The sequence below is a fragment of the Novosphingobium sp. HNCC26DJ243 genome (assembly GCF_057180545.1).
Genome location: NZ_JBXUGN010000003.1, coordinates 360,690 through 375,043, shown reverse-complemented (window position 1 = coordinate 375,043; position 14,354 = coordinate 360,690). Strand labels below are relative to the sequence as shown.

General features: G+C 65.0%; 12 protein-coding genes. 5 read left to right on the top strand and 7 right to left on the bottom strand.

The features are described 5' to 3' along the window. Window positions 1–63: 63 nt before the first annotated feature. Genes AC2A04_RS12280 through AC2A04_RS12270 form a run of 3 tightly spaced genes read right to left on the bottom strand, consistent with a single transcriptional unit; the run spans window position 64 to window position 3,589 of the window. Window positions 64–1,329 carry an N-succinylarginine dihydrolase gene (locus AC2A04_RS12280; protein ID WP_484212620.1) on the bottom strand — a complete coding sequence of 422 codons (1,266 nt, stop codon included), beginning with the start codon at window positions 1,327–1,329 and terminating at the stop codon, window positions 64–66. 17 nt (window positions 1,330–1,346) lie between these two features. Further along, the gene (locus AC2A04_RS12275) at window positions 1,347–2,384 is read right to left on the bottom strand and encodes an arginine N-succinyltransferase (RefSeq protein WP_484212619.1); all 1,038 of its coding nucleotides are present in this window, start codon (window positions 2,382–2,384) and stop codon (window positions 1,347–1,349) included. Beyond that, entirely contained in the window at window positions 2,384–3,589 is a 1,206-nt protein-coding gene (locus AC2A04_RS12270) for a hydrolase (protein WP_484212618.1), read from the bottom strand. The genes AC2A04_RS12275 and AC2A04_RS12270 overlap by 1 nt, the downstream gene beginning before the upstream one ends. 178 nt (window positions 3,590–3,767) lie before the next feature. On the opposite strand from AC2A04_RS12270, the gene AC2A04_RS12265 reads away from it, so the two are divergent. After that, window positions 3,768–5,897, top strand: coding sequence for a malate synthase G (locus AC2A04_RS12265; RefSeq protein ID WP_484212617.1), 2,130 nt, complete (start codon window positions 3,768–3,770; stop codon window positions 5,895–5,897). A gap of 43 nt (window positions 5,898–5,940) precedes the next feature. Beyond that, entirely contained in the window at window positions 5,941–6,153 is a 213-nt protein-coding gene (locus AC2A04_RS12260) for a DUF4287 domain-containing protein (protein WP_484212616.1), read from the top strand. Window positions 6,154–6,156: 3 nt separating this feature from the next. On the opposite strand, the gene rsmA is transcribed toward AC2A04_RS12260, so the two are convergent. The 4 genes from rsmA to AC2A04_RS12240 all read right to left on the bottom strand — a co-directional run bounded on the left by rsmA (window position 6,157) and on the right by AC2A04_RS12240 (window position 11,843). Then, on the bottom strand, window positions 6,157–6,984 hold the full coding sequence (gene rsmA, locus AC2A04_RS12255) for a 16S rRNA (adenine(1518)-N(6)/adenine(1519)-N(6))-dimethyltransferase RsmA (RefSeq protein WP_484212615.1): 828 nt from the start codon (window positions 6,982–6,984) through the stop codon (window positions 6,157–6,159). Next, window positions 6,981–7,982 carry a 4-hydroxythreonine-4-phosphate dehydrogenase PdxA gene (pdxA, locus tag AC2A04_RS12250; RefSeq protein ID WP_484212614.1) on the bottom strand — a complete coding sequence of 334 codons (1,002 nt, stop codon included), beginning with the start codon at window positions 7,980–7,982 and terminating at the stop codon, window positions 6,981–6,983. The genes rsmA and pdxA overlap by 4 nt, the downstream gene beginning before the upstream one ends. A gap of 118 nt (window positions 7,983–8,100) precedes the next feature. Further along, window positions 8,101–9,459: a peptidylprolyl isomerase gene (locus AC2A04_RS12245; protein ID WP_484212613.1), complete on the bottom strand. Its 1,359-nt coding sequence runs from the start codon at window positions 9,457–9,459 to the stop codon at window positions 8,101–8,103. A 149-nt stretch (window positions 9,460–9,608) separates the two neighbouring features. Next, complete coding sequence (locus AC2A04_RS12240) at window positions 9,609–11,843, bottom strand: LPS-assembly protein LptD (protein ID WP_484212612.1); 2,235 nt, start codon at window positions 11,841–11,843, stop codon at window positions 9,609–9,611. A 161-nt stretch (window positions 11,844–12,004) separates the two neighbouring features. Here AC2A04_RS12240 and AC2A04_RS12235 point away from each other — a divergent pair, with 161 nt between their 5' ends. The 3 genes from AC2A04_RS12235 to AC2A04_RS12225 all read left to right on the top strand — a co-directional run bounded on the left by AC2A04_RS12235 (window position 12,005) and on the right by AC2A04_RS12225 (window position 14,182). Beyond that, on the top strand, window positions 12,005–13,462 hold the full coding sequence (locus AC2A04_RS12235) for a leucyl aminopeptidase (protein WP_484212611.1): 1,458 nt from the start codon (window positions 12,005–12,007) through the stop codon (window positions 13,460–13,462). A 136-nt stretch (window positions 13,463–13,598) separates the two neighbouring features. After that, window positions 13,599–13,751, top strand: coding sequence for a DUF2256 domain-containing protein (locus tag AC2A04_RS12230; RefSeq protein WP_484212610.1), 153 nt, complete (start codon window positions 13,599–13,601; stop codon window positions 13,749–13,751). After that, window positions 13,751–14,182 carry a DNA polymerase III subunit chi gene (locus AC2A04_RS12225; protein WP_484212609.1) on the top strand — a complete coding sequence of 144 codons (432 nt, stop codon included), beginning with the start codon at window positions 13,751–13,753 and terminating at the stop codon, window positions 14,180–14,182. The genes AC2A04_RS12230 and AC2A04_RS12225 overlap by 1 nt, the downstream gene beginning before the upstream one ends. Window positions 14,183–14,354 lie beyond the last annotated feature (172 nt).

Below are 14,354 nucleotides of genomic sequence, written 5' to 3'. Positions count from 1 at the left end.
GTTAAACTTTTGTTCACTGTAAAGCGGGGCGACAAACAGCGGCATTAGGATAGTCGCCGAACGCTAGATCAGTTCCCGCAACTCCAGTGCGTCCAGCAGGGCCGATCTCGCGGCAATCACCGCCTGCGCCAGTGATTCTCGCCCAAGATCAACGGGATCGATCTGTTCTGGCCAGTGCCCAGCGACAATCCTTTCCAGCAGCGCGGCCTTGCCATCGTTCAGCAGAAAGCGGGGATCGACCGTGGCAGGATCTGCGACAACACGAAGGCGTAGGCAGGCAGGCCCGCCGCCATTGGCCATCGACTGGCGCACATCCACCGGCAATACCCGCCTGATCGGCCCGTTCGAGGCAACGTGCCCGTCCAGCCATCCACGTACCGAAGGCATTTCCCAAGCCTCGAGCGGGACGACGAGGCCCATCTCGCCTGATGGCAGCGTCAGCAACTGGGCGTTGAACAGGTAGCTTTTGATCGCATCGGCAAGACTCACCGCGCTTGCCGGCACAACCACGATCTCTGCCTCGGGAAGCTTGGCACGGATCGCCGCATAAGTTGCGTCAGGCTCGGCAAAAGCCTGTTCGTGCGTGAACAGCACGCGCTCGTTCGCCACCGCCACCACATCGTTGTGGAACGCGCCGGCCGCGATCGCCTCGGCCGATTGCTCGATGAACAGGCAGCGCGCCGGATCAAGCCCGTGAAGGCGCGCAACCGCGCGGCTGGCCTGTTCGTGCTGGCGCGCCGGGAAAGCGCCACCGGTCTTGCCATAGACGAACAGTTCGACGCCCGGCTTATCATGCGCGACACCCATGCGCATGTGGTTGGCTGCGCCCTCGTCACCAAAGCAAGGCGGCACGGCATCATGCACAGCAAAGTGCGCGGTGTCGCCAAATGCCAGCCGCAATTGCCGCACGGTGTCGGGCCATTCCTGCGAACGGTGAGGCATGGTCACCAGATTGGCCGCGGTCAGATGACAGCGCCCGTCGGCCGTATCGGGTGCCGGGCTCACCGTCGCGGCATTGGCCGTCCACATCGACGAGGCGGACCATGCAGCCGCGCGCAACCGGCGCTGCGCCGCATCGCTTTCGTCGATCGCATCGAGCCCAAGCGCGCTGAGCAGCACCGGGTTGGGGCGGGGGAGGGGCGCGAACAATCCCTGCGTCAGGCCCAGCGCGAGATTGTGACGCATCTTGGCGATGCCCTGCAAGGCGGCTGCGCGAGGATACGAGACTTCGCCGGCGTGACTGGCCGAGGCGAGGTTGCCCAGGCTAAGTCCGGCGTAGTTGTGACTTGGCCCGACCAGACCATCGAAATTGATTTCAACGAGAGACATGGAGCTTATCCTGCTGTTCAGCGGCTGACATGCCAAACGGTGTCCCCCACACCAACGCCGAGCGCCGCCGCGGCCACGGGATCCAGCACCAGTCCCTCCGGCCCGTTCGCAACTTCGGCAAAAGTGCAGCGATAATCCGCGAGCCGCCCCGTCGCCACCAGCGACTTGACCGTGCTGCCGCCGCCTTCGGGTGCTTTCACATGCGCCACTACAGACTTCTGCGCCTCGCAGATCGAGCGCACGCGGTCGGTGCGGGCGGTCATCGTCGGCCCGCCGTCGAAGATGTCGACATAGCCCTCGTAGGCAAAGCCTTCCTCCTCCAGCATGCGCATCGCCGCGCGGCCCGAAGGATGCGGCAGTCCGATGGCCGAGCGCGCGGATTCGGGAAGCATGGCGATATAGACCGGGTGCTTGGGCATCAGGTCGGCGATGAACTGGTTGCCGTTGATGGCGTTGAAATAGTCCGCTTCCTGAAAGCTCATGCCAAAGAAGCGTCCGGCCACACCGTCCCAGAAAGGTGACCCGCCGCGTTCGTCGATCACGCCGCGCAGTTCGGCAAGGATCTTGTCGCCAAAACGCTGACGATGCATCGCGATGAACAGGTAGCGGCTGCGCGCGAGCAGCATGCCAAGCCCGCCCGCCCGTTCGGACGGATGCAGGAACAGCCCGCCCACCTCGCTAGATCCTTCGAGATCGGTGACGAGGCCGAGCATCTCGGCGCGGAAGGTGCGGTTCAATTCCTTCGAATGCTGCGTCAGCGTTGCCATGCGATAGGAATAGAACGGCCACTGCCGCCCGACGCTGGTGAAGATCTGCGCCGTACCGCGCACTTCGCCTGTCGCGGTGTCCTCCAGCACGAGCACGAACAGTTCGTCCCTGAGGTTCTTGGGATCGCCTTCTTCCAGATTTCCGAAGCCCTCCGCCGCGCGCTCCAGCTTGGCCGTGAGCGATTTGCGGTCAGGCGGCAGGTTGGTGAAGCCGCCGCCGGTCAGCTTGGCCATCTCGTAGAGCGGTTGCAGGTCACTCGCGCGCGCGGCGCGGATACGGAACGTCATCAGCTTCCCCCGGATAGCCTGTGCAGGACGAGCGCGGACAGAGCCGCCCGCTCGCCCAGAGATGGCACGATCAGAAATTCCTGCGCCGAATGGATTGCCCCGCCGCGCACGCCCATCGTGTCGACCACGGGCACCCCGCATGTGGCGATGTTGTTGCCATCGCACACCCCGCCCGAGGCCTGCCAGCGGATCGGCTGGCCCAGCGCCTCGCCGCATTCGCGCACGAGGCCGAACAGCGCGGTCGCCTGCTCGGTCAACGGCTTGGGCGGGCGTGAGACCCCGCCGTGAAGGTGTATAGACACCTCGTGAAGTTTCTCGATCACCCTGGTTGCCTCACGCACGCCCGCATCGAACGCCTGCGCCAGTTCCGGCATGCGCGGGCGCACGTTGAAGCGCAGTACCGCGATATCAGGCACGACGTTGTTGGCACTTCCGCCATCTATCCGCGCCGGATTGACCGACAGCCCCGGAGCCTCGAGCGCCTTCAATCGCAGCGCCAGATCGGCAGCGGCAAGGATCGCGTTGCGCCCGTCCTGCGGATTGCGCCCGGCGTGGGCCGAGCGGCCGGTAATGATTGCGCTGTAATTGCCGCTCCCCGGCCGTTCGCCTGCAAGCGTGCCATCGGGAAGGGCGGACGGTTCATAGGTCAGCGCCGCCGCCTTGCCTTGCGCAAGTTCGGCGATCAGCCCGGCAGACGATAGACTGCCCGTCTCCTCGTCGGCATTGATCATCACGTCGTAGCCCACCGATCCGGCAATCGGGCTTGCCTCGAAGGCGGTCAGCGCCGCAAGGATCACCGCGATGCCCCCCTTCATGTCGGCGACGCCAGGGCCGTTCAGCGTTTCCGCGTCGAGCCATTGCAGCGTCTGGAAGGGATGGGTGGGCGCAAACACCGTGTCCATGTGGCCGGTGAGAAGATAGCGCCGCGGCGCATTGGGACGCACCGACAACACCAGATGCGCGCCGTTGGCCGTTTCGATCTCGCTGCCGTCGGGCGCGATGGCGGTGACCGGCGCAGGCGCAACCTGGCGCACCTCGCCCGGCAATGCGGCAAACGCGTTCGCCAGCATGTCCCATTGGAGCGAAAGGCCGGGCAGGTTGCCGGTGCCCGTGTTTACCGCGCACCATCGTTCGACCTGCGCCAGCATCGCAGCGGCGTCGATCCCCTCGATCAGGCCTTGTTCGGTTCTGGAAAGCTGTTGCATCTGTAACCGTCGTAGCGGTTCCCGCGTGCGGGGTGAACCCCCCTCTGGACTTTCGCATGATTGCCAAGCCGCCCTTGATGATGCATAGCCTGAGGCGTTCCTCCCCAGGTTCAACGGATTCGGCGCGCGCGGCATTGGCTGCGGGCGCAGATTATGTGAGCGATTGGACATGGGTGAAATGAACGGACGTATCGAGCGTAGCGGGCTTCAGGTTGATGCAGCCCTTGCAACCTTCATCGACAGCGAAGTCCTCGGGCCTTTGGGCCTTGATACCACGGCATTCTGGCAGGGCTTTGCCGGGCTGGTCGCGCATCACGCTCCGGTAAACCGCATGTTGCTCGACAAGCGCGATGCGCTGCAGGCCTTGCTCGATTCCTGGCACCACCAGCGCCGGGGCAAGCCTATCGACGCTGACGAATACCGCGCTTACCTGACCGAAATCGGCTATCTCGTGCCCGAACCGGAAGACTTCGCCATCGGCACGCAGAATGTCGACCGCGAGATTGCCTGCATGGCAGGTCCTCAACTGGTCGTGCCGGTGCTCAACGATCGTTTCGTCCTCAATGCGGCAAATGCACGCTGGGGCAGCCTTTACGATGCCTGGTACGGCACCGACGCGCTCGATGCCCCGCCTGCACGCGCCGGCGGGTATGACAAGGATCGCGGCGCCGCCGTGGTCCGCGCTGGTCGTGCATTCCTCGACATGACCTTCCCGTTGAATGGCCTGGGCTGGAGCGACTGGGATGGCGAGGGTATTCCCCCGCTGTCCAACGCCAGCCAGTTTGCAGGGCAGAAGCCGGGCGGGTTGCTGCTGTCGAACAACGGCCTCCACGTCGAGATCGTGTTCGATCGCTCAACTCCGGTCGGCCGGGACGACAAGGCGGGCATTGCCGACATCGTCATGGAAGCCGCGCTCACCACCATCGTCGATCTGGAAGATTCGATTGCGGCGGTCGATGCCGAGGACAAGCTGCTCGCCTATCGCAACTGGCTCGGCCTGATGCGCGGCGATCTTGAGGCAAGCTTCCAGAAGGGCGGCAAGACCATGACCCGCGCGCTGGAGGGCGATCGCGAATGGACGTCGCCTTCGGGCACCGCTTTCACGCTGCCGGGGCGCAGCCTGCTGTTCGTGCGCAACGTCGGCCACCTGATGACCAACCCGGCGATCCTTCTGCCCGATGGCAGCGAGATTCCCGAAGGCATCATGGATGCGGTCGTGACCTCGGCCATCGCTTGCCACGACGTCAGGGCGCTTGGTCCCCTGCGCAACAGCCGCGAAGGCAGCATCTACATCGTCAAGCCCAAGATGCACGGACCGGAGGAAGTCGCCTTCACCAACGATCTGTTCAACGCGGTCGAGGACCTGCTCGGGCTCGATCGCCACACGATCAAGGTCGGCGTGATGGACGAGGAGCGCCGCACGTCGGCCAATCTCGCTGCCTGCATCCATGCGGTGCGCGACCGCATCGTGTTCATCAACACCGGCTTCCTCGACCGCACCGGCGACGAGATCCACACCTCGATGCAGGCCGGTCCGATGATCCGCAAGGGCGCGATCAAGAACTCGGGCTGGATCGCGGCCTATGAAAAGCGCAACGTCTGCATCGGTCTGGCCCATGGGCTTTCAGGCAAGGCGCAGATCGGCAAGGGCATGTGGGCCGCGCCCGACATGATGCACGACATGATGCAGCAGAAGATCGCGCATCCCCGCACCGGCGCGAATACGGCGTGGGTCCCGTCGCCCACCGCCGCCACGCTTCACGCGATGCACTATCACCAGGTCGACGTGTTCGAAGTGCGCGAAGGCGTGGCGCAGGAACGCACGCCGGGCCTCGACGCGCTCCTGGCGATACCTCTGGCCGATGGCACCAACTGGTCCGAGGCCGAAGTGCGCGAAGAGCTCGACAACAACGCGCAGGGCCTGCTCGGCTACGTCGTGCGTTGGATCGATCAGGGCGTCGGCTGTTCGAAGGTGCCCGACATCAACGATGTCGGCCTGATGGAAGACCGCGCCACCTTGCGCATTTCCAGCCAGCACATGGCCAACTGGCTGCTCCATGGCGTTGCCACCAGCGATCAGGTCATGGACAGCCTCAAGCGCATGGCGGCCAAGGTCGATGCCCAGAACGCAAGCGATCCGCTCTACGAGGCGATGACCGGCAACTGGGAGGAAAGCCATGCCTTCCGCGCCGCCTGCGATCTCGTGTTCAACGGCGTCGACCAGCCCAACGGCTACACCGAACCGCTGCTCCATGCCTGGCGCCGCAAGAAGAAGGCGGCTTTGGCGAAGGTCGAAGAACCGGCGTGATCGGCGTTGACATGAACATGGGCGACATGGTCTTTTTCAGGCCATGACCGAACCCAAAGTGACAGGACCGGCGTCGTATTTCCCCTCTATTGAGAAGAAATACGGCAAGCCGATTGCCCATTGGAAGGCGCTGGTCCGTGCAGCGCTTCCTGCAAAGCACATGGAGCTTGTCGCCATGTTGAAGGATCAGCACGGCATGGGTCACGGGCACGCAAATGCGGTGGTGGCACACACGCTGGCCGAAGACGGTCGGTAGCATTCAGACCTTTGTCGTCAGCACCCGCGCAATGCTGACAAATTCGTCCACGCTCAGTGTCTCGGCCCGGCGCTGGCTGTCGATGCCCAGCGCTTCCAGCGCATCGAGCGCACCGGGCAGGCCCTTGAGCGACTGGCGCAGCATCTTGCGGCGCTGGCCGAACGCGGCCTCGGTCACCCGCTCGAGCATCCGCGCCGAGACGCCTTCAGGCATCGGCCCCGGCACGACATGGACGATGGCCGACATGACCTTGGGTGGCGGGGTGAAGGCGCTGCGGTGGACCTTCATCGCGATGCGCGGGGTCGAGCGCCACTGCGACAGCACGGCAAGCCGGCCATAGGCGTCCGAGCCTGGCGCGGCGATGATCCGCTCGGCCACTTCCAGCTGGAACATCAGCGTCAGCGATTTCCATTGCGGCGGCCATGCCTGCCCTGAAAGCCAGCCGGTGAAAAGCGCGGTGCCGACATTGTAGGGCAGGTTTGCCGCCACGTGCCACGCGCCATCGAACAGCGTTTCGGGCGCGACCTTGGTGGCATCTCCCTGGATCACGGTCAGCTGGCCGGGAAAGGCGTCCGACAGTTCCGCAAGCGCTGGCAAGCAGCGCTTGTCCATCTCGATCGCGGTCACATTCGCGCCTGCGCGCAGAAGGGCACGCGTCAACCCGCCCGGGCCGGGCCCGACTTCGAGCACGTTCTCACCCTTGAGCTTGCCCGGCACCGTGGCAATGCGGCTGAGCAATTGTTCGTCGAACAGGAAGTTCTGGCCGAGCGCCTTGGTCGCGATCAGTCCATGCCGGTTGACGACATCGCGCAACGGGGGAAGGTCGGTCATCGTCCCAGTCTCCGCATCGCGCATTCCCCCGCCATGCGGAGTGCCGCAATAGTCGGTCCGACCCGCGCCGCTCCGGTCCCGGCGATCCCGAACGCGGTGCCATGATCGGGTGAGGTGCGCACGATCGGCAGGCCCAGCGTGACGTTGACCCCCGCATCGAAATCGAGCGCCTTCATCGGGATCAGGCCCTGATCGTGATACATGCAGATCGCAACGTCATAGTTCGCCCGCGCCTCTGTGTGGAACATGGTGTCGGGCGGCAGCGGGCCGAAGGCGTCTATCCCGGCCTCGCGCAGCAGCGCCACGGCGGGTGCCACGATGTCCCGATCTTCCAGCCCCATGCGTCCGTCCTCGCCCGCGTGCGGATTGAGCCCGGCCACGGCAAGGCGCGGCGCGGAAATGTCAAAGTCGCGCACAAGTGCCGCTGCGGTGATTGCCGCACGGTTGCGGATCAGCTCGGTCGAAAGCAGATCGGGCACATCGCGCAAGGAGACGTGGACCGTGATCGGCACGACCCGCAAACTTGGCCCCGCCAGCATCATCACCGCGTTTCCAGGCGTGATGCCGCAGGCCTCGGCCACGAATTCGGTCTGTCCCGGATGATCGAAGCCCACGCGCGCCAGGCGGCTCTTGGCGACCGGCCCGGTAATCAGCGCGCCTGCCGCGCCCGATCGGACAAGCCCTGTCGCCGTGGCGAGAGCGGCCAGCGCCAGCGATGCGCCCGCGTCGTCAGGCTCCCCCGGACGATAGGGCAGATCCGCGAGGTCGAGCACCGGCAAAGCATCGGCAAAGCAGTCTGCCACCTCGTCCGGCGCCTTCACGGCGCAGACCGGCACTGCCAGACCGCGCCGCCGCGCCGCATCTTCGATCACCCGCGCCGACCCGATCACGAGGAACGGTGGCAGCGCTTCGGCATCGCGCAAAGCCCAGGCCGCCGCGGCCAGTTCCGGCCCGACGCCTGCAGGATCACCGATGGAGTAGGCCAGAGGCAACATCATGCGCCCCCCTTAAGGCGAGTGATCCCCACTAGGAACCACCAATCCCCGTTCGTGTCGAGCGCGGCGTTTCTCGCCTTCGCTCGGCACGAACGAGGGTGGTTTAAGGAACCCGCGTGCCTCAGTTGTATTCGATCACCGCGTCACGGCGAAGGTCGCGCAGGTAGGTCTGTGCGCGCTTATTCACGCGATCATCCTCGATCTGCGACATCAGCTCGTCGAAGCTCGGTCCGCTCGAAACCTGCGGATCGTCGCGGCCGCACAGCATCAGCACGCGCACGCCTTCGTCGATCGATCCGAACGGGGGCGTGGTCTGGCCGACAGGCAGGTTCAGCAAGGTTTCCTGCAGCGCGCCCGGAAGGTCGCGCGCCTTGATCTGGTCGTTGGCAACCACGGTCGCGCCGATCTTGGCGGCAGCCCCATCGGCATCGCCGCAGCCCTTGATCGTCTTGACCATGGCGGCGAATTCGGCGGCCTTCTTGCCGGCCACATCGCTGGTCGTGCCCTTGGGGAATTCGATCGAGATCTGTTTGAGGCTGAGCAACGCATCGCGCGGATCAGCGGTCAGCACCTGACGCTTGTCGATCAGGTACAGGATCGAGAACCCGCCCCGGATTTCGACAGGCCCTGCGAGCTGGCCAGGCGCCATGCCGGTTGCTGCCGCGCCCAGTTCCGAGGGAAGCTGGGCAAGCCGGATCCAGCCGAGATCCCCGCCCACTGCAGCGGTCGAAGCCTCGGAGAACTGGCGGGCATAGGCAACGAAGCTGCCGCCGCCCTTGAGCTGCTCGACAATCTTTTCGGCGTTGGCGAAGACCTGCGCCTTGTTCTCGTCGGTCGCGGCAAGGAAGATCTCGCCGATGCGGTATTCCTCTGTGCCCTTCGAGGCCTGGAGGCGCTGCATCATTTCCGTCACTTCGCCTTCCGACACGTTGACGAAAGGCTGGACGTTGCGGCGCAGCAGGTTCTGCCAGGCCAGTTCGCCACGGATCTGGCGCTTGAGCGAGGCGGACGATGAGCCGACGCGGGCGAGGTACTTTTCCAGTGCCTCGGGCGATTGGCCGAAGTTCTGCGTGGCAACGCGCTCATAAGTCGCATCGACCTGTGCGTCGTCTGCCGGAACGTCGGAAGCCTTGGCTTCCTGAATCTGCAGCGTTTCGTCGATCAGGTTGCGCAGCACCTGCATGCGCAGTCGCTCAAGCTCTTCGCCGCTGACCTTGTTGCCGTTGGCCGAGACGATCAGGGCGAGGCGCTGTTCGACATCGGTCCCGGTCACGATCTCGCCATTGACGATTGCGGTCGCGCGGCGGACGTTGGGATCGTTCTTGCCGAACATCACCGGGTTGGCCGGAATGTTGAGCGGCGAACTGGCTCCCTGCGCCAGCACGGGTGTTGCGGAAGTGGCAAACGTTCCGAGCGCGAGCGCAGCAGTTCCGATCGAGCGAATGGCCGCCTTGCGGGTGATCTTCAGCTTGGACATCATGGTCGGGTAAGTGGTCCTGTCGAACTGGCGCGCTCAGTTGGGTGTCTGGCGGCGGCCTTCTGGTATCCTCGGGCATTGGCTGCAAGCGGCTTAACGCAAGCTGAGTGGCGTATCACGTGCAAAAGGGCAAGTGCCGGTGCTTTTGCGCGCTATTTCACCCCGAGGTTCTTGAGCGAGAGCGAAATCTGGAACGAGTTGCCCCGCTCGGCGTCGCCGGTGGTCACATAATCGCGGCGCCAGGTGAACGAAACGTCGAGGCAATCGTCGGTATAGGCGACCCCGATGCGATGGCGCAGCATCTGGAAGCCGTCGGACGTCAGCGTCGGGTCTTCATTGCGGTCGGTCAGGTTGACGATTGCCGATCCGAATACCGAAAACGCACTGGTGATCGGCGTGCGCGCGGCGATGCGCAGTTCCTCGCGATCCTGCAGGTCCTCGAACGAACTGGTGATGTTGCGGTTGAGCCTGAGATAGCCAGCCTCGACGTATCGGCGGTGGTTGCCCAGCGTTGCGTCGAATTCGTTGCGGCGCAGCGCCAGCGTGTCCTTGTCGATGCGGAAGCGGTGCGTCAGCTTGACCACGTCGCCGAACCGCACGCTCGTACGCCCGACGAAATCGGAGGCGCGGCTGGTCAAGCCCGTGCCCGGCGGCAGGATCGAGTTCTGGTTCGACAGGCGATAGGACTGCCCGATGGTCGTCGCGATCCGCAGCCCCGGCCGCTGGTAGTTCCAGTCGAACCCATAAGTGAAGCGCACGCCGTCCTCGATCCGGTCATGCCCTGGAAAGCGGTTGAGCGCGAAGAGGTTCGTGTCTTCCAGATCGACCGAACGCGAATCTTCGTTCGGGATCTCGAAATTGCGCACCCCCGGCGTCGCCACCACTTGGAAACGCGGGGTCAGCACTTGCGCGCCGCCGAACAGGCTGCCCACGAAAGGCCATTTCACGTCGAGTGCAGCCGTGGCGATTCCGCGCTTCTGCCAACCGGGCAGCCCGCGATAGATCGCGGTCTCGGTCAGCTCGTTTTCGGCACTGTGATAGAGGTCGCCGCGGACGAGGCCGGTCAGCGTCACTTCCTGACCAAGCCCGGTGATCGTCCGCAAATCCCATTGCGCGCGGGCAAAGGCGCGCTGGCTGTCCTGTCCGGCGGTGCGCAGGATGGCGAGGCTGTTGGCCTCGAACTCGAACTTGCCCGGAACGCCGTCGATGATCATCCGACGGCGATAGTCGATCGCGGGCAGGGCGAGCGGAACCATGCCCTGCGGATCGTCGACGCGCACGGTCTGCGTCAGCCATCCCGCAATGGAGAGGTAGCTGTCGTCGTCGATCCGCTCGATATTGAGCGAGGAGCGCAACCGGTCGTCGCGGCTGATGTCGTAGCGGCGCAGGAAGGTACGGTCAGACGCGATGCGCCCGTTGCCGGTCAGGCTCCAGTGCGGCGAAAACTGCAGCTTCCCGTTGGCTTCCAGATAGCCGCGCCACGATTGCAGCTTGGCCGTGTTCACCCCGCCTACCGGAATGCGCGAGCTGCGCGTGGCATAGCCGGTGATCTGGAACGCGCCGAGATTGGTCAGATGCCGATACTTGGCCGTCAGCATCGGCAACGACTGGGTATAGAACGTGCCGGTCAGGGCCAGATCGCGATTGTCGGCGATGCGCCAGTACCAGGTGTCGCTGATTTCCGCGCCGTTCGATGCGCTGAGGCGGAAGTCGGGAATCAGCAGCCCGGTCTCGGCGCGGAAGTCGGAGGTGTGGCCAAGGCCCGGCAGCGGCAGGATCGGGATGCCGAACAGGCGCAGCGTCGCGCCATAGTACTTCACCCGCTTTTCCTTCGCGTCGAAATAGACGCGTGCGGCGGTAACTTCCCAGCTCGGTTTCTTGGGGCAGCCCTTGCCATCCTCGACCGAACAGCCCGAATAGGCTGCCGATTCGAGCATCATGTTGCCATCGGCGTCGCGCACGCCGCTTTCGGCCGCCAGCCGGCCGCCGGTACGCAGCACGATCAGCAGATCCTCGATCGCGCCGGCCTTGAACTCGTCGGTCAGCTCGATCCTGTCGGTATAGACGATGTTGCCGTCGTCATCGACGAGACGGATGTTGCCGGTCGCGTCGATCTTGCCGGTATTGCGGTTCCACACCACGTTGTCGGCGCGGACGGTTTGCTCGTCGCGGCGCAGCACCACGTTGCCCTCGGCGGTCACCAGTTCGGCATTGCTGTCGTAGCGGACCTTGTCGGCCTCGAACCTTACGACATCGGTCGCCGCCGATTCGCCGCTAACCGGCACTTGCGCCGGAGCATCCTGCGCATGGGCCGACGCGCTGGCGAAAACGCCCAGGCCCAGTGTCCAGCCTAGTCCAAGGCCCAGTCCAAGCGAGGTCATGGTCATACGCGCAAGGCGCAAGCGTCGTTCAAGGGCTTGCGGCTGCGGCCGCCGGGCGGGTTGCATGGCTTGCCTATCGCACCAGTGCACCCTAACTGCAATTCCACAATTTCCGCCTTGGCCACCCTTGCGCCGAAGCGTGATCTCTTTTCCGACAGGAGTGCCGAATGAAGGTCGTTTTCCGCACCAGCGATGCCCCGCTTCCCCGCCTCGTTGCCCGGCTGGTCACGCAGGATGCGCTGCCGTCCGATCTCGAAGCGGTCGTACGTGAAGGCGCGGGCGCCGCGCGCTTCACCGGCAAGGCAGGCCAGGTGTTCGAGGCCTTCGTCGCGTCCGACGGCGGCATGAAGCGACTGGCTCTGGCCGGTATCGGCAAGGCCGAAGGCGCCGAACGTCTTCCTGCACTCGAAAAAGCGGGCGCGGCGCTCACCGCCAAGTACCTGACTTCGGGTGAGGCATCCCTCGCCATCGACTTCACCGATGCGGGCCTGTCCGGCACTGAAGCTGCCGCCGTCCTGCTCGGCGCGCGCCTGCGCGGCTGGCGCCACGATGTCTACCGCACCAAGCTGGCTGACGAGCAAAAGCGGTCGCTGGCAGAAGTCGTTGCCGTCGGCGCGCCCGAAGGCACTGCGGCAGCCTGGGACGTCGAGAGCGCCGTGGCCGAAGGCGTCGAATTTGCCCGCGAACTGGTCGCCGAACCGGCCAACGTGATTTACCCCGCAAGCTTCGTCGAACGCGCCAAGGCCCGCCTTGAAGGCACCGGCGTCGAGATCGTCGTGCTCGGCCTTGCCGAAATGACTGCGCTCGGCATGGGCGCGCTGCTCGGCGTGGCACAAGGCTCGGTGCGCGAACCGCGTCTGCTCGCCATGCGCTGGAAGGGCGCTGCGGCAGAGCAGCCCACGGCCTTCGTCGGCAAGGGCGTCACCTTCGATACCGGCGGCATCTCGATCAAGCCGGCCGCCGGCATGGAAGACATGAAGTGGGACATGGGCGGCGCAGCAGCCGTCGCCGGCACCATGCTTACGCTCGCCCGCCGCAAGGCCAAGGCCGACGTGATCGGCGTCTGCGGCCTCGTCGAGAACATGCCCGATGGCAACGCGCAGCGCCCCGGTGACGTCGTCACCTCGATGTCGGGCCAGACGGTCGAAGTGATAAACACCGACGCCGAAGGCCGCCTCGTCCTGTGCGATGCGCTTACGTGGGTGCAGAAGGAATACAGCCCGAAGACCGTGATCGATCTCGCCACGCTGACCGGCGCGATCATCATTTCGCTCGGCCACGAATATGGCGGCATGTTCAGCAACGACGATGCGCTGGCGGCAAAGCTCGACAGCGCAGGGAAGGACAGCGGCGACAAGCTGTGGCGCTTCCCCATCGGCGCGGCCTACGACAAGCTGATCGACAGCCCGATCGCCGACATGAAGAACGTCGGCCCGCGTTACGGCGGCTCGATCACGGCCGCGCAGTTCCTCAACCGCTACATCGACAAGGGCGTCGCCTGGGCGCACCTCGACATCGCCGGGATGGTCTGGGCCGACAAGCCGGGCGCAACCTGGGACAAGGGCGCGACCGGCTACGGCGTCCGCCTGCTAGACCGCTACGTTCGCGACGTGCTGGAGGCCTGATCTTGACGCGGCATCTGCCTGCTTCCCCGGCCCGACTGCCCTTTGGCTATGCTCAGGGTGGTCGGGCCGGGGGAGAGGGCTGGTGCCGCACGCAATTCGCGGATGCGGATTGCGCACCCCGCAGGGGGCAAAGTTAATGCCAAAAATGCGGCGCAAGTCCGATCTGCCTAGCAAGACTTGCGCTGCCTGCGGCCTGCCGTTCACATGGCGCAAGAAGTGGGAGCGGGACTGGGACAACGTGAAGTTCTGTTCCGATCGCTGCCGGAGCGGGAAGGGGAAAGCGGTCTGATGCGCGTGGATTTCTACCAGCTTACCAGCGACCCTGCCGAACAGGTCCTGCCGCTGATCGCGCGCAACACGCTGGCAGCGGGTGAGCGGTTGCTGGTCGTGTCCGACGATGCGGCACAACTGAAGCGCGCCAGCGAAGCGCTTTGGACGCGCCTGCCGGAAACTTTCCTCGCCAACGGCCTTGCCACCGATCCCCACGCCGATCGCCAGCCGATCCTGCTCTCCGATGCTCCCGAACCAGCCAACGGCGCGAAGTTCCTTGCCCTTGCCGATGGCGTCTGGCGCGAAGGGGATTTCGAACGCGTATTTTTCCTCTTCCCCCCCGCCCGCATCGACGATGCCCGCGGCTGCTGGCGCATGCTCGGCACGCGCGAGGGTGTGGAGCGGCGTTATTGGCGGCAGGAACAGGGCAAGTGGAAAGAAGGGCCGTAACGGCCTGTCAGGTTAAACGCCGGGCCCGTTCGTGCTGAGCCTGTCGAAGCACGCGCGCAACATTCGCCTCGCTCGGCCCACGCTCCATGTCTTTCGACAGGCTCTGGACGAATGGAATGGAGAATTCCCACCAACCTTGCACCGCAGCGCAATCCCCGCTAGGGGCGCGCCC